This window comes from Pseudomonas oryzihabitans NBRC 102199 (genome assembly GCF_000730625.1).
In the GTDB taxonomy this organism is placed as follows: Bacteria; Pseudomonadota; Gammaproteobacteria; order Pseudomonadales; family Pseudomonadaceae; genus Chryseomonas; species Chryseomonas oryzihabitans.
In genome coordinates this window covers 24,394-43,085 of record NZ_BBIT01000011.1, presented here as the reverse complement: position 1 = coordinate 43,085, position 18,692 = coordinate 24,394, and the positions used below count along the sequence as shown (strand labels likewise).

The window sequence follows — 18,692 nt, the reverse complement described above, 5'->3', positions numbered from 1 at the left end:
AGCCCAAGCAGCACAGATCTAACTTTCGATTTCGATTTCACACAGCAGCGGGTGGTTGCACTCCCTCGCATATTGATTGACTTGCATGGCCTTGGTTTCAGCGACATCGCGAGTAAATGTTCCGCAGACCGCCTTTCCCTGAGTATGCACAGTGAGCATCACCTGGGTAGCCGCTTCGCGGTTCATGCTGAAGTAGCGTTCCAGCACCTCGACGACGAACTCCATCGGGGTGTAGTCATCGTTATACATCAGAACGCGATATCTGGCTGGCCGTTTTAGTGCAGGTTTGGCTTCCTGCACCGCCAGGCCACCGTTGTCGCCGTCCTGATGTTCGTTGTCGTCCGCCGCCAGTCGGATGGGGTCGATTACACGCATTCTGATCGATTCCGAATTACGGGATGAATAGCAGGAAAAAAAGAGCTTGATCCACGTCTCAGCCGCCTAGTGCCTTGCCTTGACTAAGACTGAAAGGGTGTTACAAACATCCTGTACCCGACGAGGTACCAAGGGTTCCGTTGTAGTGGCGTCTGTGTGGATTCACTGGAACTGTAGTCGAATGATACTCCAGGCTTGGAGTCCTTTGCAGAGGGAGCCGGTATGCTCAGTGGCAAGGTCAAATGGTTCAACAACGCCAAAGGATATGGCTTCATCGTTGCAGATAACAGTGATGAAGACCTATTCGCTCATTACTCGGCCATTCAGATGGACGGTTACCGCACACTCAAGGCGGGCCAGGCGGTCAACTTCAACATCGTTCAGGGTCCCAAGGGCCTGCACGCCGTCGAGATTCGCGCGGCCGAAGTGAGCGCACCCGCCGCAGCGCCAGTCACCAATACCCTCGATGTACGGGATACGGTCAGCTCGGAAGCCTGATCTCACGCCCCTTCGGGGGCGCCATCCCCGCCTTCGCGCCGCTGTCCCTCGCCGTGCCCCAGATCGCGCTCCGGAAACACCAGGTCCCTGACCCGGTTCTTCAGCGTTCTGGCATCGGGAAAGCCGCCATCCCGCTTGCGCTCCCAGAGCACCTCCCCGCCACAGGCGATCTCGAACACACCACCGGTCCCCGGTAGCAGCGTCACCCCACCCAGATCGGTACCAAAGGTGCTGAGCAGCTCCTGAGCCAGCCACCCCGAGCGCAGCAGCCATTGGCACTGGGTGCAGTAATGGATGGTGATGACAGGTTTGGCGTTCGCCACGGTACACCTCGCAAGGCCTGGGCTCCCTATAATACGCAGCCCTCGATCCCGTCCGCCATGTGGTCCGTCCTATGCGCCTGTTGCTGCCCGTAGTCTGCCTTCTGCTGTCCGCCCTGGCCTGGGGTGCGCCACCGCCCAAGGTGGGACTGGTGCTGTCCGGCGGCGCGGCCCGGGGGCTGGCGCATATCGGCGTGCTCAAGGCGCTGGAGGAACAGGGCATCCAGGTCGACGCCATCGCCGGCACCAGCATGGGCGCGGTGATCGGTGGTCTCTATGCCGCCGGCTACAGCGCCGAGGAACTGGAACGCATCGCGCTGGACATGGATTGGGGCCAGGTGCTTTCCGACCAGCCGCCACGCAAGGACGTGCCCTTCAGGCGCAAGCAGGATGACCGCGATTTCCTGGTCAAGCAGAAGCTGAGCTTTCGCGACGATGGCACCCTGGGCCTGCCGATCGGGGTGATCCAGGGCCAGAACCTGGGGATGATGCTGGAAAAGCTGTTCGTGCATACCAGCGACACCCGGGATTTCAACCAGTTGGCCATCCCCTTCCGCGCCGTGGCCACGGACATCACCACCGGCGAGAAGGTGGTGTTCGACCACGGCCACCTGCCCCGGGCCATCCGCGCCAGCATGTCGATTCCGGCGGTGTTCGCCCCGGTGGAGATCGACGGTCGGCTGCTGGTGGACGGCGGCATGGTCGACAACATCCCCATCGACGTGGCGCGGGACATGGGCGCGCAGCGGGTGGTGGTGGTCGACATCGGCACCGCGCTGCTCAAGCGCAAGGACCTGACCACGGTGCTGGACGTGCTCAATCAGTCCACCACCCTGATGACCCGCAACAACTCCCAGGCGCAACTGGCGACCCTGGGCAAGCAGGACCTGCTGATCCAGCCGCCGCTGGCCAGCTATACCAGCGCCGACTTCAGCGAGGTCAAGGCGCTGATCGATGCGGGCTACCGGGCGACGATGGCCATGGCCGGCGAGCTCGCGGTGCTGCGCAAGGACGCGAAGAACGAACGCACCACCGCGGTGGCGGCCGCGCGTGCACCTAGCAGCCGCACCCCGGTCATCGACGCCATCCGCATCGAAAACGATTCCAAGGTCGAGGACGAGGTCATCCGCCACTACATCCGCCAGCGCCTGGGCGAACCGCTCAATGTCGAGCGCCTGCAGGATGACATGAGCACCCTCTATGGCCTGGACTACTTCGACCAGGTGGAATACCGCATCCGCCGGGATGGCCCCGGTGACAACGTGCTGGTGATCTACGCCCGCGGCAAGCGCAGCGGCACGGACTTCCTGCGGCTGGGCCTGAATCTGTCGGATGACCTGCGAGGCGACAGCGCCTTCAACTTCGGTGCCAGCTATCGCATCAATGGCCTCAATCGCCTGGGTGGCGAATGGCTGACGCGGGTGCAGATCGGCGATCACCAGGAGCTCTACAGCGAGTTCTACCAGCCGCTGGACGTCGGCTCACGCTATTTCATCGCCCCCTATATCGGCGGCGAGGCGCGCAACATCGAACAGCTGGAACGCAACGACCCCATCGCCGAATACCGCCGCGAACGCTATGGCTTCGGCCTGAACGTGGGTAGGCAGATCGGCAACAAGGCCGAGATACGCCTGGGCATCGGCCACGACTGGGGCAGCACCAAGGTGCACGTCGGCCCGCGAGAGACACCCGAGGAGTCCTTTACCGAAGGCTTCTACGTATTGCGCTATTCGCTGGACGATCTGGACGACGTGAACTTCCCGCGCGAGGGCCAGGACCTGGCCTTGACGCTCAAGCAATTCGATCCGAGCCTGGGCTCGGATTCGCGATATCGTCAGCTGGATCTGCACCTGAACAAGGCGCTCAGCTACGGCTACAACACCTTCGTGCTGGGTGGCGGTCTGGGCCGCACCCTATCGACCGACAGCGACACCAATGTGGTGACCAGCAGCTTCCTGCTGGGCGGAGCCTGGCAGCTCTCGGGCTATCGGCAGGACGCCCTGTCCGGGCAGAACTACGGTCTGGCGCGGCTGATCTATTACCACCAGCTCACGCAACGCTCGCTGTTCCCACTGGACACCCCGGTGTACCTGGGTGGCAGCCTGGAGCAGGGGCGGATCTGGAACCGCGACGACGACTACGACAGCGGCAACATCAGCGCAGCCAGCCTGTTCCTCGGCCTGGATACGCCACTGGGGCCGCTCAAGTTCACCTATGGCCTGAGCGACCAGGGCGAGCACGCCTTCTACATCAACCTGGGCAACAGCTTCTGATCAGGCGATGCGGGACAGCAGGATCTCGGCCCGCTCGCGCTGACTGTCGCTGCCCTCGCTGACGATCTCCTGCAGCAACGAGGTCGCGTGCTGGACGTCGCCCTGGTCGAGACAGGCCTCGGCCTCGGCGAACCGCCGGGCGATGGTGTCGGCCATGAAGTGCTCGTCGAGACTCAGGTCCAGCTCCATGACCGCCGGCAACTCGCCCAGGCCTTCGGGGAAGTCGTCCTCGAGGCTGACCTCCAGGGCATCGACCTGCTTCCACCCGGAATCGGCATCCAGCTCCTCGGTCAGGGCAATGGCCTCATCGAGACTGAGGTCGGCCAGATCCAGGTCATAGTGCTCTTCGGTCACCGGGGCAGGCGCCGCCGGCTCGGCGAATTGCAATTCCGCCGACCACTCGCTCGCTGGCGCGTCGAACGCCGGCAGGTCGAGGTCCAGATCATCTTCCAGCAGGGGGTCCACCGGTTCGGCGGACATCCCGGGAAACTGGGCATGCAGCACTGCCAGGCTCGCCGCCACGCCGCCCAGCGCGAGAAAGCGCTGTTCGTGCTGCCGGAACGCCTGGGCCTCGCCCAGGGTGGCCAGTACCCGGAGCAGCAGCAGCCGCAGATCCTGCCGCCGATCGTCTTCGGCGAGACCGCTTTCCAGCACTTCTCGCGCCTGGCCGTAACGGCCATAGGCGATGTAGATCTCCGCACGACCGGCATGATCGTCGACCGGCGCCGGGCTGGCGACGGTCGCCGGCCTGGCCTTGGCAGGCACCGGCTGGGTAGCGGCCAGAACGGGCTCGGGCAGGGGCTCCGCCCTGTCGAGCTGCTCGACCTCGTCCTCCACGTCGACAGCAGCCTCTTCGGCCTGGCGCCGACGCCACCAGAGCACCCCGGCCAGGGCCAGAATGGCCGCGGCGCCAGCCAGCAACAGCGAGCGCAGGGACAGCAGGCCTTCGTCGGCGCTGTCGGACGTGGAACCCACAACGGGTGCCGCCTGCGGCGCTGGCGTTGCAGGTGCCGCGGGGGTGCCTACCGGCGTCGGCGCGGCCAGGGCCACCGAACGCGCCTGCTTCAACTGCTGCTGCAGACCGTCACGGTCCTGCTGAAGCTGTTCGATCATCGCCTCTTTCTGCGCCAGCAGCGCGTCGTAGCGCTCCTGCAGCTGGGTGAGCTGACCCTCCAGATCGCCGACCTGCCGACCCAGGTCCTGGGTCACCAGCAGCGGCTTGGTGTCCTCGGCAGGGCTTGCGGCGGGCTGCGGCGCCGTTACGGGTGGCGCCGCCCCTTCGCTTGCCGGGGCTGGGGCCGCGACGGGCGCTGGTGCGGCTGCCGAGGCCGCGGGTGCAGGTGCCAGCACCGGCGCGGCGGCGACCGGTGCCGCGGGCACCGGGGTGGGCGCCGGCGATGGGGCGGTCTTGGCCACCACGGGTTGCCGCGGCGCAGGCTCGCTGACCCCCACCGGTAGCCGCAGGCGCTGCCCCGCCTTGAGTCGCCCGGGATCGTTGTTGGCGAAGGACGCCGGATTGAGCGCGAACAGATCGGCCATGAGCTGCTCCGCCGACCGGTTCGCCATGGGCCCCAGGCGCTTGGAAATGCTCCAGAGGGTGTCCTTGGGACGCGTCTGGTAGACGCCTTCCCCGGCAGCCAGATCCGGCGAAGGTGCCAGCCCCTGGCGCGGCGCCGAAACGGCTTGTCGAGCCATCGAGCCCGTGGCGGGGGCCGCAGCGGCGGCGCGCGCGGGTGCAGCCTGGACCCGCGCCGGCGCCGTACTGGCGACGCTGGTAGGGGCGCCACCGCTGCGCGGGGGATCCACCAGCAGGGTGAATTCGCGCAGCTGCTTGCCGCCTGGCTGTTCCAGCTGAACGATGAAGCCGAGATAGGGCTCGACCAGCGAGCGGCGCGAGGTGACCTCGATGTAGCTGCCGGCCGCCGTGCGCAGGTGCGGGGTGAATACCAGGTCATCGAGGAACTGGGTGCGGTCCACGCCAGCCTGGGCGAACGCCTCGTTCGCCGCCAGGTGGATGCGGAAGTCCCCGGCATCGGCATCGCCGATATTGACCAGCTCGATCCGCGCGCGCAGGGGCTCGTTCAGAGCGGACTGCAGGGTGATGCCCCCCAGGCCGAGCGCGAGCGCCGCTTGAGGAAGAGTGGTCAGCGCGGCGGCCGACAGGATGACAAAGGCAAGGGGACGGCGTTTCGCGACCATGGATACCGCTGCGTCAGGTATTCGAGTAAACCGGTGTTTTAGCGCGGTGGCTCACAAAAATCGCCTCCGCTACGCTGGAACGTAGCATCGATACCGACAGACGGCAAACCGATGGCCGCACGCGCCGAAAAGCCCACCGCGAAGGCGACTGGGCGCGATAGGCGACCCAGACGCCTCGGCCGAAGCGGGTGTTGACGGCGGGGGGCGCTACCCGCGCGGGGCAAGCCGCCAGACGGCAGTCAACCGCGCTCGAGATTGGCCAGGACGCGCTGGTGTACCTGTTGGCAGATGGCGATCTCTTCGTCGTCCAGGCCGCTGAGCAGCTCCTTGCGCAGGGCTTCGGCGATGGTCTCGATCTTCTCGATCAGCGGACCGGCCTCCTGGGTCAGCATGATGCGCTTGGCACGCCGGTCCTCGGTAACCGCCAGGCGCTTGACCAGCCCCTGCTTTTCCAGACCGTCCAGCAGCCGTGCCAGGGTCGGCCCCTCGATGCTGATGCTCTGGGCGAGCTCACGCTGGGTGGGCTGGACGCCCTTCATCCGCGCCAGGTTCAGCAATACCTGCCAACGCGCCTGAGACAGCCCCAGATGACTCAGGCGCCGGTCGAGCTCGGCGCGCCAGGCACGGGACACGTGGAAGATCTGGCGGCCAAACAGGTGTGGATCGGTAGGGGTCATTCAGGCTAAACCTTGTACTTGGATTTTCTCATTATTCTGTTTACCGGCATGGCGGGGCAACCGCCGCGCCTCGCTAGTCCGCCAATTCCGCCTGCAGGGCTGCCCGCACGCAGTACAGCGCACCCGCCGCCACCCGCCCTTCGAAGCGCGCGGCGACCTGGGCTACCGGCGGCAATTCGCCCTCATCTTCGAGGAAGGCATCCTGGATTTCCGCCAGCAGATCCTCTGGCAGGTCCAGGGCCTGCTCCAGGGCGATCTGCTGCCCGGCGATGGCCTCGGCCAATAGTGCATAGACATTCTTTTCCGAGCAATTGAGCTGGCGCGCCGCCTGCTCGGGCGTCATCCCGGCGCGTACCAGGGTCAGCACCTCGTGGCGCACGTCGGCGACCGGCGCGGGCGCGGCGTCGCCGTCATTGAGCGCGTCGAGAAAGGCCTGGCCATAGCGCTCCAGCTTGCGCGCGCCCACGCCGCTGACCCGGCTCATCTCGTCCAGCGAGCGCGGCTGGCTGCGCAGCATCTCCAGCAGGGTGGCGTCGGGGAAGATCACATAGGGCGGCACCGAGTGCTCCTCGGCCAGCTTGCGTCTCAGGGTGCGCAAGACCTCCCAGAGTTCGCGTTCGTCGGCGCGCACCAACTGGCTGGCGGCACTGGCCGAACCACTGCCACTGCTGCCCCGCCCGCGCTGGGGCTTGGGATCACGGCGCAATTCGATGCGCACTTCGCCGCGCAGCAGGGGGCGGCAGCTTTCGGTCAGGCGCAGGCCGCCGAACCCGTCGACATCCACCTCGGCCAGGCCACGGGCGACCAGCTGGCGGAACAGGGTGCGCCATTCGTCTTCGCCGCGGGCCTTGCCCAGGCCGAACACGGCCAGGCGCTGATGGCCGAGGCTCACGATCTTTTCGGTTTCCCGACCGAGCAGGATGTCGACCAGGTGCCCTACCCCATAGCGCTGACCGCTGCGGTAGATGGCCGACAGCGCCTGGCGCGCCGGTTCGGTGGCGTCCCAGGTCTCCACGGTGTCGATGCAGTTGTCGCAATGGCCGCAGGGCTGGGGCAGGTGCTCGTCGAAATAGGCCAACAGCACCTGGCGCCGGCAGCGGGTTTCTTCGCACAATGCCAGCATGGCTTCGAGCTTGTGCCGCTCGATGCGTTTGTGGCGCTCGTCGCCTTCGGAGTTCTGCATCATTTGCCGCAGCAGCAGCACGTCCTGCAGGCCGTAGGCCATCCAGGCGTCGGCCGGCAGGCCGTCACGGCCGGCACGCCCGGTTTCCTGGTAGTAGGCTTCCAGGCTCTTGGGCAGATCGAGGTGGGCAACGAAGCGCACGTTGGGCTTGTCGATGCCCATGCCGAAGGCGATGGTGGCGACCATGATCAGCCCTTCCTCGTTGAGGAAACGCTTCTGGTTGGCGGCGCGCACGTCATTGGGCAGGCCGGCGTGATAGGGCAAGGCCGGAAAACCCTGGTTGCTGAGCTGCTCGGCCACCTCCTCCACCTTCTTGCGCGACATGCAGTAGACGATGCCGGCATCGCCGCGACGCTCGGCCAGAAAGGCCAGCAGCTGCTTGCGTGGCGACTCCTTGGGCACGATGCGATAGAAGATGTTGGGTCGGTCGAAGCTGGAGAGAAAGCGCTCGGCCTGCTCCAGGTGCAGGCGGCTGGCCATCTCTTCGCGGGTACGGGAATCCGCGGTGGCGGTGAGCGCCAGGCGCGGCACGCCGGGAAAGTGTTCGGCCAGCTGACCGAGCTGCATGTATTCCGGGCGGAAGTCATGGCCCCACTGGGACACGCAGTGGGCTTCGTCGATGGCGAACAGGGCGATCGGCAGGCGCTTGAGGAAATCCAGCATGCGCGGCTGGACCAGGCGCTCGGGTGCGAGATAAAGCAGCTTGATCTCGCCGCGCTCCAGCTGCGCAGCGACGGCTCTTTGCTGTTCGCCGGTCATGGTGGAGTTGAGCGCGGTCGCCGACACGCCCAGTTCCAGCAGGGTGGCGACCTGGTCGTCCATCAGCGCGATCAGCGGCGAGACCACCACGGCCACGCCGGGCCGCAGCAGGGCCGGCACCTGGTAGCACAGGGACTTGCCGCCGCCCGTGGGCATCAGCACCAGCGCATCGCCACCGCTGGCCACGCGCTCGATGATCCGGGCCTGGTTGCCACGGAACGCGTCGTAGCCAAAGACGTCTTTAAGGATGCGCAGCGCAGGTTCTGACATGAAGCCTCCTCGAATGGAACGGCCATTATACGGATGCCGAGGTCGCTGCGGCGGTGCTTTTCCGTCGGCCGGCGCCGGGCCGTCAGGTTCGACGTGACCGGGGCGCTCGTCTACAATTCCGGCCGTTCTGCCCTTTCGAATCCTTTCCGAGGTAAGTAGCCGATGTCCTTCGCCGAACAATTGACCCGTCTGCGCGATTTTCTCGATGCAGACGATCTGCACGAAGAAGCGCTCGACTACGTAGCCGCCCATGGCTACCTGACCGCCCTGTCCATCTGCCCGGAAGAGGTTCCCGAACGCGAGTGGATCGACGCCCTCTTCGCCGAGCCGCCGCAGTATCGCGACGCCGCCCAGCAGGAGGAGATCGAGCGCTCCCTGGTGCAGCTCAAGGCGCATATCCTACGCGTGCTGGGCAGTGACGAAGAGCTGGACCTGCCCTGCGACCTGGATCTCGGCCCCGAGCCGGACGACTCCGAACTGCGCGGCTGGTGCATCGGCTTCATGGAAGGCGTGTTCCTGCGCGAAGCCGTGTGGTTCGAAGACGCCGAAGACGAGGTCAGCGAGCTGCTGCTGCCGATCATGGTGGGTTCGGGTCTGTTCGACGAACAGCCGGAGTTCTCCGAAATCGCCCAGGACCGTCGCCTGGTCGCCGACATGATGGTGCAGATCCCGGAATTGCTGACCCAGCTGTTCCTGCTCTGCCATTCCCCCGAAGAAAAGCCGGCGCTGCTCAAGCCGCGTCACTGAGCGATGGACGAGGCCACCCCCAGACCCCGCCAGCGCAAGGGCTGGGTCCGCTACCTGCTGCTGGGCCTCGGCTGGCTCAGCGTGGCCCTGGGCATCATCGGCGCCTTTCTGCCCTTGCTGCCCACCACGCCCTTCCTGCTCCTGGCCGCGGCCTGCTTCATGCGCAGTTCGGAGCGCTTCTATCTGTGGCTGATCAACCACAAATGGCTGGGGCCATGGGTCAAGCCCTATCTGGAAGGCGAAGGCATCCCGCTCAAGGGCAAGGTCTACGCCATCGTCGCCATGTGGATCAGCGTGGGCTTTTCCTGCTGGCTGGTGCCCTACGTCTGGGCACGGGTAGCGGCCTTCACCAGCTGCGCGGCGGTGACGGTCTACCTGCTCCGGCAGAAGACCCGGCGCTAGCCGCGCGACCGGCGTGAAAAAAGGGCGATCAGTGATGATCGCCCTTTTTTCATGGGAAACGCAGCGGCGCTCAGGCGGCTCTGGCCATGGGGGTCGGCGGTGCCTGATCGGGGACGGTGGGCTCGCCCGGCTCGCTGGGCTGGATGGGCGCCGGATCGGGCTGATCGGGTTCACCGCCAGCGCGGGGCATGGCAAGGCTGGCGAATTCGTCGTGCTGGCGGATCGGGAAGCGGGACATGGGGTGACTCCTCTGCTGACTCTCTCTAGGTAGAGTGGTCCGGCACCCGGGTAATTCCCTCAGTCGCGCGGCTCTGCGCCGCCATGATTGCGTGCAAAGGTTTCCGGCCCCATGGCGGCGATCTGGCCGTCGATCAGCGCCTCGAAGGGTGCCAGCAAGGCATCGAAGCGGCGCGGCGCCTCCAGCGCATTCAACGCCGCGACCACGGCCTCCACCGTCGACAGCGCATCCGGCGCCGGGGCCTTGCGCACCCGATAGCGCGAGGGTGCGCCAGGCGGCAGGGTAAGCCTGGGCAGGGCCGCCAGCAGCGGATTGGCGTGCAGCAGCAAGCGCGCCTTGCGCCAGGTGCCGTCGGGAATCACCAGCAGCCGTGGCGCTTTGGTCACGGCAGCAGGCGGCAACAGATCGACCGTGACCGCCTCGGGTCCGGGAAACAGCAGCCAGGCGTCATGGTCAGCGAGCCAGAGCGGCAGGTCGGGAAAGGACTCGCCAATCTCCAGCTGCGCATTGTCGAGCCCCAGGGCGGCCAGGCGCGCCGTGTTGAGCGGATGGCGCCGCTCGCTGGGATGCTGCAGCAGCAGCACCCGGGTGCGACTGGCCAGGGCAGGAATCAGCGCGCACAGGCAGAGCGACAGGGGACGCTGGCAGCGGGCGCAGGCGGGACGGGACATCAGGGCTTCCGGAGCGAATCGGGGCGGCGATCATACCGGATCGCCGCCGCCCTGCTCCGCCCTAGCGATTGAAGCGCGCGGTGAGATCGTGCAGGTAGTCGGCCATGCCTTCCAGTTCGCGACTCAGTTCCGAGCCACGACGGGCCTGGGCCGAGCTGTGGTCGGAGAGATCGGCGATGCGGCTGATCTGGCGGTTGATGTCCTCGGACACGTGACTCTGCTCTTCCACCGCGGTGGCCATTTGCTGGCTCATGGCGGTGATGAGGCTGACCGAGGCACTGATGCCTTCCAGGGATTCGCGTACCGCTGCCGAGTGACGTTCGCTCTGGCGCGAGGTCTCTTCGCCACGACTGGCGGTGGCCACGGCGCGGTCGGCATTGGCCTGCAGATTGGCGATGATCTGGTGGATCTGTTCGGTGGATTCGCGGGTGCGCGAGGCCAGCGAGCGGACCTCGTCGGCCACCACGGCGAAACCACGACCGGCTTCGCCGGCGCGGGCGGCCTCGATGGCGGCGTTGAGCGCCAGCAGGTTGGTCTGTTCGGCGATGGCGGTGATGACGTCGGCAACGCTGCCGATGCTCTGGGTCGAGTTCGCCAGCTCGCCAACGGCCTGACCGATGTCGCTGACCGCCGCGCCGAGTTCGCGCATGGACGTCAGGCTCTCTTCGGCCTTGTCCCGCCCGGAATGCACCAGGCTCTCGGCATTGGCGGCGGCCTGGGCGGTCTCCTGGACGTTCTGCGAGACCTCGTGGATGGTGGAAGTCATCTGGGTGATGGCAGCGGCGGACTGGTCGGTCTCATGGCGCTGCTGATCCAGCAATTCGGCCTCGGACTGGGCCAGTTGGGAGGATTCGCGGGCCTTCAGGCGCACGCTGTCGCCGACATCGGCCAGGCGGGTCAGGGCCGTCTGCAGTCGCGCGGCTTCGCTGTGCAGCGCCAGGTCCAGGCGGGCCGGGGCGCCGCACTGGTCGCTGTAGGTCGGGGCGACCACGGCACTGGAAAACATCTTTGGATGATCGGCGAGGATGCGCTCGATGCTGGCGCGTTGGCGATACAGCTGATGGCCACTGATACCCAGCAGCGCCGCGACGATGAGGACCGCCTGAGACGTGTCATCAAGCAGGAAGTGGCCGCCGAGGATGACGCCAGTGGCTGCCACCGTCGACCAGCAGGCGGCGATGGCGCTGCCCAGGCGGCGAGTCATGGGCACGGGGGCCTTGCCGGCATTGATGCGGGCATAGAGTTCGCCGGCGCGACGGACTTCGCTGGCGCTGGGCAGCGAACGCACGGATTCGTAACCGATCACCCGGCCCTGCTCGAGGATCGGGGTGACATAGGCGCTCACCCAGTAGAAATCACCGTTCTTGCAGCGATTCTTGACGATGCCCATCCACGGCTTGCCCTCCTTGAGGGTCGCCCACATGTGGCCGAACACCGGCGGCGGCATGTCGGGATGACGCACCAGATTGTGCGGACTGCCGATCAGCTCCTCCCGGGTATAGCCACTGATGGCGATGAAGGCCTCGTTGCAGTAGGTGATGTTCCCCTGCAGGTCAGTGGTGGAGATGAGTCGTTCCTCTTCCTTGAAGGTACGGCCTTGCTGGGTGACCGGCAAATTCGTGCGCATGCGGGTGCCTTATCTAGCGGGTTATCTACTCCGTGCGACATCAACCAGTTCAATGGTGGCCAACTGCCGTCACAGGCGCCGACGGTAACCATTTGGTTATCGTCATACTAGCTATCGGCATGTTGCATCTGGGCTTTAAGGATGCGCTGAAAACTCTGGATAAGCGGCTCCTTTCCGCGCCCTCGACGGCTGATGAGGGAGAACGGCGCCTGATAGCCGAAGGTGGCCGGTTGCAGGGCCTTGAGCCGTCCCTGGTCGACCCAGGCGTGGACATAGTGCTCCGGGAGATAGCCGATATAGGCACCCGAGAGAATGAGGATCAACTGCGCTTCCATGCTTTCCACGGTGGCGGCGCTTTCCTTGAAGCCATGGCGAGCCAACTCCGCCTGACTCCAATAGCCGCGTCGCACCATCCGCTGGCGGGTGATCATCTCGGCCGGGATGCGCCGCTCCTGGAACAGTGGATGCCGATCGCTGCAATACAGCCAGTGCTGCTCGCGATACAGCGGCTGGTAGACCACCCCGTTCATACGGGCGGAAAAGGCGCCCACGGCGAGATCCAGCCGTCCTTCCAGGACGCCGAGCTGCAATTCATAGGGGCTGGTCACGGCCAGGTGCAGATGCACGCCGGGATAGTCATGGGTATAGCGGCCGATCGCCTGAGCCAGCGGCAATGCCGGTTCGCTGGACAGCGAATCCAGCACGCCGAGGTTGAGGGTGCCGCTCAGTTCGCCCCTGAGGGTGGTGGCATAGCGTTCGAAGCCCTCGATCTCGCCCAGGATGCGCAGGGTTTCCTGATGGAAGAGTTCACCCTTGCTGGTCAGGGCGAAACCGCCCCGGCCGCGATGACAGAGGGTGACGCCGAGCTGACCCTCCAGCTGGCTCATGTAGGTGCTGATGGCCGAGGTGGACAGGTTCAATTCCTGCTGCGCCGCGGCGAACCCCTGGTGGCGGACCACGCAGGCGAACAGCTTGAGCAGGCGGATGTCGTGGAGGGCATTGGCCATGGCGGACTCCGGTGGACGCAGCCCGGCAGTCTAGCCATTAGTTCAGAAATCTCTGAAGTGATTTTTTGCCCGGGCCGATTCTTCAGCCGCCATCGGCTTTGCACAATCGGGACATCACTACGACGAGGATGACCCGTGGAAAAGATCCTGCACCAGCCGCTGGGCGGCAACGAGATGCCCCGTTTCGGCGGCATCGCCAGCATGCTGCGACTGCCCCACCTTGCCTCCCCTCAAGGCCTCGATGCCGCCTTCATCGGCATCCCGCTGGACATCGGCACCTCGCTGCGCTCCGGCACCCGCTTCGGTCCGCGCCAGCTGCGCAGCGAATCGGTGATGATCCGGCCCTACAACATGGCCACCGGCGCGGCGCCCTTCGATTCCCTGAGTGTCGCCGACCTGGGCGATGTGGCCATCAATACCTTCAATCTGCTCGATACGGTGCGCCTGATCGAGGCGCATTACGACCAGGTGCTGGAGCACGATGTCATCCCCCTCACCCTGGGCGGCGATCACACCCTGACCCTGCCGATCCTGCGCGCCATGAAGAAGAAGTACGGCAAGATCGGTCTGGTGCACGTGGATGCCCACGCCGACGTCAACGAGCACATGTTCGGCGAGAAGATCGCCCATGGCACCACCTTCCGCCGCGCGGTGGAGGAAGGCCTGCTCGACTGCGACCGGGTGGTGCAGATCGGCCTGCGCGCCCAGGGCTACGCCGCCGACGATTTCGACTGGTGCCGCGAGCAGGGCTTTCGGGTGGTGCAGGCCGAGGAATGCTGGCACAGATCGCTGACGCCGCTGATGGCCGAGGTGCGCGAGCGAGTCGGGGGCGGACCGGTGTATCTGTCCTATGACATCGACAGCATCGACCCGGCCTGGGCGCCAGGGACCGGCACGCCGGAGATCGGCGGCCTGACCACCATCCAGGCGCTGGAGATCATCCGCGGCTGCCGTGGCCTCGAGCTGGTGGGCTGCGACCTGGTCGAGGTCTCGCCGCCCTATGACACCACCGGCAATACCGCGCTGCTCGGCGCCAACCTGCTCTACGAGATGCTCTGCGTGCTGCCGGGGGTGGCCTACCGCTGACGCTCCAAGGTGCGGCGACCCGCCATGACGGTCGCCCACCCGCTGTCTTTTCGCTGCCGAACACCGGCGGACCGCCTGGTCCGCCGACAACAAGAACGCGGGTCCGGCCTGCGTATAACCGTGTCGAGGCGTCATCCATGGACCATCATGACGGCATCACCCGTATCGAAACCTTTGGCGTCGAGCAGATTCCCGACCACGAACGCCATGCCACCCCCTTCGACCTGTTCCGCCTGATCTTTGGCGGGGCCAACACCTTCGCCACCGCCGTGCTCGGCAGCTTTCCGATCCTGTTCGGCCTGTCCTTCCAGGCCGGGGTGCTGGCCATTGCGAGCGGGGTCCTGTGTGGCGCCCTGATCCTCGCGCCCATGGGGCTGTTCGGCGCGCTCAACGGCACCAACAACGCCGTCTCCTCCGGTGCCCATTTCGGCGTCCACGGCCGTATCGTCGGCTCCTTTCTCTCGCTGCTGACCGCCATCGCCTTCTTTTCGCTGTCGGTCTGGAGTTCCGGCGATGCCCTGGTGGGCGGTGCCCAGCGCCTGGTCGGACTGCCGGAGAACGCGCTCAGCCTGGGGCTGGCCTACGGGCTGTTCGCCGTGCTGGTGCTGACGGTGTGCCTCTATGGCTTTCGCTTCATGCTGTGGGTCAACAAGATCGCCGTGGTCAGTGCCAGCCTGCTGTTCCTGCTCGGCATCCCGGCCTTCGCCGGCAGTTTCGACGCCGGTTACGCCGGCACCCTGCAAGCGGGTCAGCCGGGCTTCTGGGCAGCCTTTGTCGGCGCGGCCCTGGTGGCCATGAGCAATCCGGTGTCCTTTGGCGCCTTTCTCGGCGACTGGTCGCGCTACATTCCGCGGCAGACGCCCCGCCTGCGCATCCTGCTGGCGGTGATCGCGGCCCAGACCGCCACCCTGATCCCCTTCCTATTCGGCCTGGCCACCGCCTCGCTGGTGGCGACCAGGGCACCCGACTACATCGCGCAAAACAACTATGTGGGCGGTCTGCTGGCCATCGCGCCCACCTGGTACTTCCTGCCGGTATGCCTGCTGGCGATCATCGGTGGCCTGTCCACCGGCACCACCGCGCTCTATGGCACCGGCCTGGATCTCTCCAGCGTGCTACCCCGGCTGCTGACCCGGGTACGGGCGACCCTGCTGATCGGGCTGGCGGCCATCGCCTTCATCTTCATCGGGCGCTTCAGCTTCAACCTGGTGCAGAGCGTCTCCACCTTTGCCGTGCTGATCGTGACCTGCACCAGCCCCTGGATGGTGATCATGATCCTCGGGCTGGTGGTCCGCCGCGGCTTCTATTGCCCGGACGATCTGCAGGTGTTCACCCGCGGCGAGCAGGGTGGCCGCTACTGGTTCCACCATGGCTGGAACTGGCGCGGCATGGGCGCCTGGATTCCCAGCGCCCTGCTCGGCCTCGCCTTCGTCAATCTGCCCGGTCAGTTCGTCGGGCCCCTGGGTGAACTGGCGGGCGGCATCGACCTGAGCCTGCCGCTGGCCCTGGGCAGCGCCGCCCTGCTCTATCTGCTGCTGCTCCTGCTGTTCCCGGAACCGGCGGCCGTCTATGGCCCGACCGGCCCCCGACGCTCCAGACGCAGTCGTGCCCGCACCGCGCTCCCGGGCATCCGCGCCGCCTGATACCTGAACCCTGTCACGGGGTCGGTGCGCCCGGCCCTGTCTAGTCCTGCAAGAGATTCCGTCATGCTCCTGGATATTTCCGTCGTTCTGGCCTACGCCCTGGCCATGCTCCTGCTTGGCTGGTACGGCATGCGCCGCGCCCGCAATCAGGAAGAATTCCTCGTCGCCGGTCGCAACCTCGGCCCGGCCTGCTACCTGGGCACCATGGCCGCCACGGTGCTGGGTGGCGCCGCCACCGTGGGCACGGTGCGCCTGGGCTACGTCCACGGGCTGTCCGGCTTCTGGCTGTGCGCCATGCTGGGTGGTGGCATCCTGGTGCTCAATCTGTTTCTCGCCAAACCCCTGCTGAAGTTGCGCATCTACACCGTGACCCAGGTGCTGGAACGGCGCTATACGCCCCTGGCCCGGCAGGCCAGCGCCGCCATCATGTTCGTCTATGCGCTGATGCTGAGCGTGGTCTCGGTGCTGGCCATGGGCACGGTGATCCAGGTGCTGTTCGAGCTGCCCTTCTGGAGCGCCATCCTGCTCGGTGGCAGCGTGGTGGTGATCTATTCCAGCATCGGCGGCATGTGGTCCCTGACGCTGACCGACATCGTCCAGTTCGTCATCAAGACCGCGGGCCTGATGTTCGTGCTGCTGCCGATCTGCCTGACCCAGGTCGGTGGCTGGGATGCCCTGGTGGCCAAGCTGCCGGCCAGCGCCTTCGCCCTGACCACCCTCGGCTACGACACCATCTTCACCTACTTCCTGATCTACTTCTTCGGCATCCTCATCGGCCAGGACATCTGGCAGCGGGTCCTCACCGCGCGCAGCGAAGGCGTGGCGCGCGTGGCGGGCAGCCTGGCCGGCGTCTATTGCGTGATCTACGGCCTGGTGGGCGCACTGATCGGCATGTGCGCCCGGGTGCTGCTGCCGGATCTCGCCGACGCCAACAACGCCTTCGCCGCCATCGTCCGCAGCGCCCTGCCGGACGGCATCCGCGGCCTGGTGATCGCCGCTGCCCTGGCCGCCATGATGTCCACCGCCAGTGCCGGCCTGCTGGCGGCCTCCACCACCCTGACCGAGGACCTGTTGCCGCGACTGCGCGGCGGCCGGGCCTCGACCCTGGGCATGGCCCGGTTGTTCACCCTGCTCACCGGTCTCGCCGTGCTCGCCATCGCGCTGCTGGTCAATGACGTCATCGGCGCCCTGACCCTGGCGTACAACCTGCTGGTAGGTGGCATCCTGGTGCCGCTGCTGGGGGCCATCCTCTGGCCGCGCGCCACCACGGCGGGTGCCCTGGCCAGCATGCTGCTGGGTTCCGGCGCGGCCATCGTCTTCATGCTCAAGGACGGCCTGGAGGCCAATACGCCGATCTATTTCAGCCTCGGCCTGAGCCTGGTCAGCTTCGTGGTGGTGAGTCTGCTCACGGCGCGCTCCCAGGTGGCGGCGCGGGCCGCCTAGCTGACCGAACTGCGCGTCCGCTGCACCGCCTGAACCTCGCTCAGGATCAGGCCGCTGGCCGGGCGCATCGGCATCCGGGCCAGGTCGATGCGCAGGTCCTGGGTCGGTACCTGGTAGGTCATGTCCTGCAGCAGCAGGCGCAGGGCGGAGGTCATGAGTTCCAGGGCGATGCCCTCACCCGGACAGCGGTGCTGGTGGGCCACCTCACCGCCGCCCTGGGGTACGAAGGCGGCCTCCGGAGGCTGTTCTGCGAGAAAACGCGTGGGATCGAACACCTCGGGACGTGACCAGCTGCGCGGATCGCGGTTGGTGCCATAGAGATCGAGCAAGACCCGCGTGCCGCGGGGAAAGGCGACGCCGTGCCACTCGAAGCTCTCCCGTACCCGCGCTACGGTGAAGGGAAAGAAGGCGTAGAAGCGTCGTACCTCCTGGGCAAAGGGTACCCGGGCGGCGGGATCGGCCCGCAGCCGTTCGCGCCAGGCCGGCTGCTTGTACAGCGCCAGGGCGGCGAAGGTGGAAAAGCGTGCCACGGCCACCGTCGGCCGCAAGACATTGAGCAGTTCCACCGCGGCCACCTGCGGCGACAACGGCTGGCCATCCGCTTCCCGGTGCTGAGCGATCAGCGCCAGGGCGCTGCCGGCAGGCGCCGGCCGCTGGCGGGCCTGCTCGACCTGGCGACCGAGCCAGAGCTCCAGCCGCTGTCGAGCGCGACGGGCGCCCAGGTTGCCCAGACCCACGCGGCCACCGCCCTCGATCAGGGCGACCAACTCGGCACAGCGCTGCCCTTCCTCCTCCCTGTCCAGAGCGACACCCGCCCAGTCGCAGACCGCGCGGGTATAGAGGCGATGCAATTCGTCCAGCAGGACGATCTCGCCGCGGCTCTGCCAGCTGGCCAGTCTGGCGTGCCACTCCTGTTCCGCCCGGGTCACCAAGACTTCCACCCGCGTCGATCGGGTGATGTCGACGAAGAGTGCCTTGCGCTGGCGATGGGCCGCTCCGTCCAGGCCCTGGACGCCGCCTTCGCCGAAGAGCGTCTTGCGCAGCTGACGAGGCGCAGCATCCACCCGGCTGAAGCGCTCTTCGCGATAGAACAGTTCGACCGCCGCCGGGCCGCGCAGGCAGAGGGTGGGCTGCAGCAGCAGGCGCGTGGCGAAGACATCGCTTTCCAGACGTTCACAGCGATTGCTGATGAAGGCATAGCCCTCGCGTAGCAGTGCCAGGCTCGAATCGAAGGCCGGGAGCTTGGGCAGGATGGACATCGGAGAGGCTCCAGG

At 66.4% G+C, this 18,692-nt stretch carries 17 protein-coding genes and 1 pseudogene; 7 read left to right on the top strand and 11 right to left on the bottom strand.

Going from position 1 to position 18,692, the window contains the following annotated elements; translation table 11 throughout:
- Window positions 1-18 precede the first annotated feature (18 nt).
- On the bottom strand, window positions 19-375 hold the full coding sequence (clpS, locus tag POR01S_RS13460) for an ATP-dependent Clp protease adapter ClpS (protein ID WP_007162298.1): 357 nt from the start codon (window positions 373-375) through the stop codon (window positions 19-21).
- A gap of 222 nt (window positions 376-597) precedes the next feature.
- Between clpS and cspD the strand changes: the two genes are divergently transcribed.
- Complete coding sequence (gene cspD / locus POR01S_RS13455; protein ID WP_007162297.1) at window positions 598-873, top strand: cold shock domain-containing protein CspD; 276 nt, start codon at window positions 598-600, stop codon at window positions 871-873.
- Between the two features lie 2 nt (window positions 874-875).
- Here the strand turns inward: cspD and POR01S_RS13450 are convergent, their stop codons facing one another.
- Entirely contained in the window at window positions 876-1,196 is a 321-nt protein-coding gene (locus tag POR01S_RS13450; protein WP_042136403.1) for an Rdx family protein, read from the bottom strand.
- 71 nt (window positions 1,197-1,267) lie between these two features.
- On the opposite strand from POR01S_RS13450, the gene POR01S_RS13445 reads away from it, so the two are divergent.
- The gene (locus POR01S_RS13445; protein WP_042136401.1) at window positions 1,268-3,466 is read left to right on the top strand and encodes a patatin-like phospholipase family protein; all 2,199 of its coding nucleotides are present in this window, start codon (window positions 1,268-1,270) and stop codon (window positions 3,464-3,466) included.
- Here POR01S_RS13445 and POR01S_RS13440 read toward each other — a convergent pair whose 3' ends face one another.
- From POR01S_RS13440 to recQ, 3 genes are all read right to left on the bottom strand, one after another.
- A complete protein-coding gene (locus POR01S_RS13440; protein ID WP_042136399.1) occupies window positions 3,467-5,665 on the bottom strand; it encodes a FimV/HubP family polar landmark protein in 2,199 nt (732 codons plus the stop codon).
- 239 nt (window positions 5,666-5,904) lie between these two features.
- Window positions 5,905-6,342 (bottom strand): MarR family transcriptional regulator, encoded by a 438-nt coding sequence (locus POR01S_RS13435; RefSeq protein ID WP_007162293.1) that lies wholly within the window; start codon window positions 6,340-6,342, stop codon window positions 5,905-5,907.
- A gap of 73 nt (window positions 6,343-6,415) precedes the next feature.
- Complete coding sequence (recQ, locus tag POR01S_RS13430; protein WP_027601154.1) at window positions 6,416-8,554, bottom strand: DNA helicase RecQ; 2,139 nt, start codon at window positions 8,552-8,554, stop codon at window positions 6,416-6,418.
- 162 nt (window positions 8,555-8,716) lie between these two features.
- Here recQ and POR01S_RS13425 point away from each other — a divergent pair, with 162 nt between their 5' ends.
- The gene (locus POR01S_RS13425; RefSeq protein ID WP_007162291.1) at window positions 8,717-9,301 is read left to right on the top strand and encodes a UPF0149 family protein; all 585 of its coding nucleotides are present in this window, start codon (window positions 8,717-8,719) and stop codon (window positions 9,299-9,301) included.
- Window positions 9,302-9,304: 3 nt separating this feature from the next.
- A complete protein-coding gene (locus tag POR01S_RS13420; protein ID WP_007162290.1) occupies window positions 9,305-9,703 on the top strand; it encodes a YbaN family protein in 399 nt (132 codons plus the stop codon).
- Between the two features lie 70 nt (window positions 9,704-9,773).
- On the opposite strand, the gene POR01S_RS23850 is transcribed toward POR01S_RS13420, so the two are convergent.
- From POR01S_RS23850 to POR01S_RS13405, 5 genes and pseudogenes are all read right to left on the bottom strand, one after another.
- Window positions 9,774-9,941 carry a hypothetical protein gene (locus tag POR01S_RS23850; protein WP_007162289.1) on the bottom strand — a complete coding sequence of 56 codons (168 nt, stop codon included), beginning with the start codon at window positions 9,939-9,941 and terminating at the stop codon, window positions 9,774-9,776.
- 59 nt (window positions 9,942-10,000) lie between these two features.
- On the bottom strand, window positions 10,001-10,612 hold the full coding sequence (locus POR01S_RS13415; protein WP_042136396.1) for a tRNA-uridine aminocarboxypropyltransferase: 612 nt from the start codon (window positions 10,610-10,612) through the stop codon (window positions 10,001-10,003).
- 61 nt (window positions 10,613-10,673) lie between these two features.
- Complete coding sequence (locus tag POR01S_RS13410; RefSeq protein ID WP_371100364.1) at window positions 10,674-11,816, bottom strand: methyl-accepting chemotaxis protein; 1,143 nt, start codon at window positions 11,814-11,816, stop codon at window positions 10,674-10,676.
- A 93-nt stretch (window positions 11,817-11,909) separates the two neighbouring features.
- Window positions 11,910-12,239: pseudogene (locus POR01S_RS24325) on the bottom strand (PAS domain-containing protein); the annotation flags it as partial.
- Between the two features lie 107 nt (window positions 12,240-12,346).
- On the bottom strand, window positions 12,347-13,246 hold the full coding sequence (locus POR01S_RS13405) for a LysR family transcriptional regulator (RefSeq protein ID WP_042136393.1): 900 nt from the start codon (window positions 13,244-13,246) through the stop codon (window positions 12,347-12,349).
- A gap of 135 nt (window positions 13,247-13,381) precedes the next feature.
- On the opposite strand from POR01S_RS13405, the gene speB reads away from it, so the two are divergent.
- From speB to POR01S_RS13390, 3 genes are all read left to right on the top strand, one after another.
- Window positions 13,382-14,332, top strand: a complete 951-nt coding sequence (gene speB / locus POR01S_RS13400) for an agmatinase (protein ID WP_027601158.1) — start codon at window positions 13,382-13,384, stop codon at window positions 14,330-14,332.
- Between the two features lie 137 nt (window positions 14,333-14,469).
- Window positions 14,470-15,975 carry a purine-cytosine permease family protein gene (locus POR01S_RS13395; protein ID WP_042136392.1) on the top strand — a complete coding sequence of 502 codons (1,506 nt, stop codon included), beginning with the start codon at window positions 14,470-14,472 and terminating at the stop codon, window positions 15,973-15,975.
- Window positions 15,976-16,038: 63 nt separating this feature from the next.
- Window positions 16,039-17,418: a sodium:solute symporter family protein gene (locus POR01S_RS13390; protein ID WP_042136390.1), complete on the top strand. Its 1,380-nt coding sequence runs from the start codon at window positions 16,039-16,041 to the stop codon at window positions 17,416-17,418.
- Here POR01S_RS13390 and POR01S_RS13385 read toward each other — a convergent pair.
- On the bottom strand, window positions 17,415-18,677 hold the full coding sequence (locus POR01S_RS13385) for a cytochrome P450 (RefSeq protein WP_042136387.1): 1,263 nt from the start codon (window positions 18,675-18,677) through the stop codon (window positions 17,415-17,417). The genes POR01S_RS13390 and POR01S_RS13385 overlap by 4 nt on opposite strands.
- Window positions 18,678-18,692 lie beyond the last annotated feature (15 nt).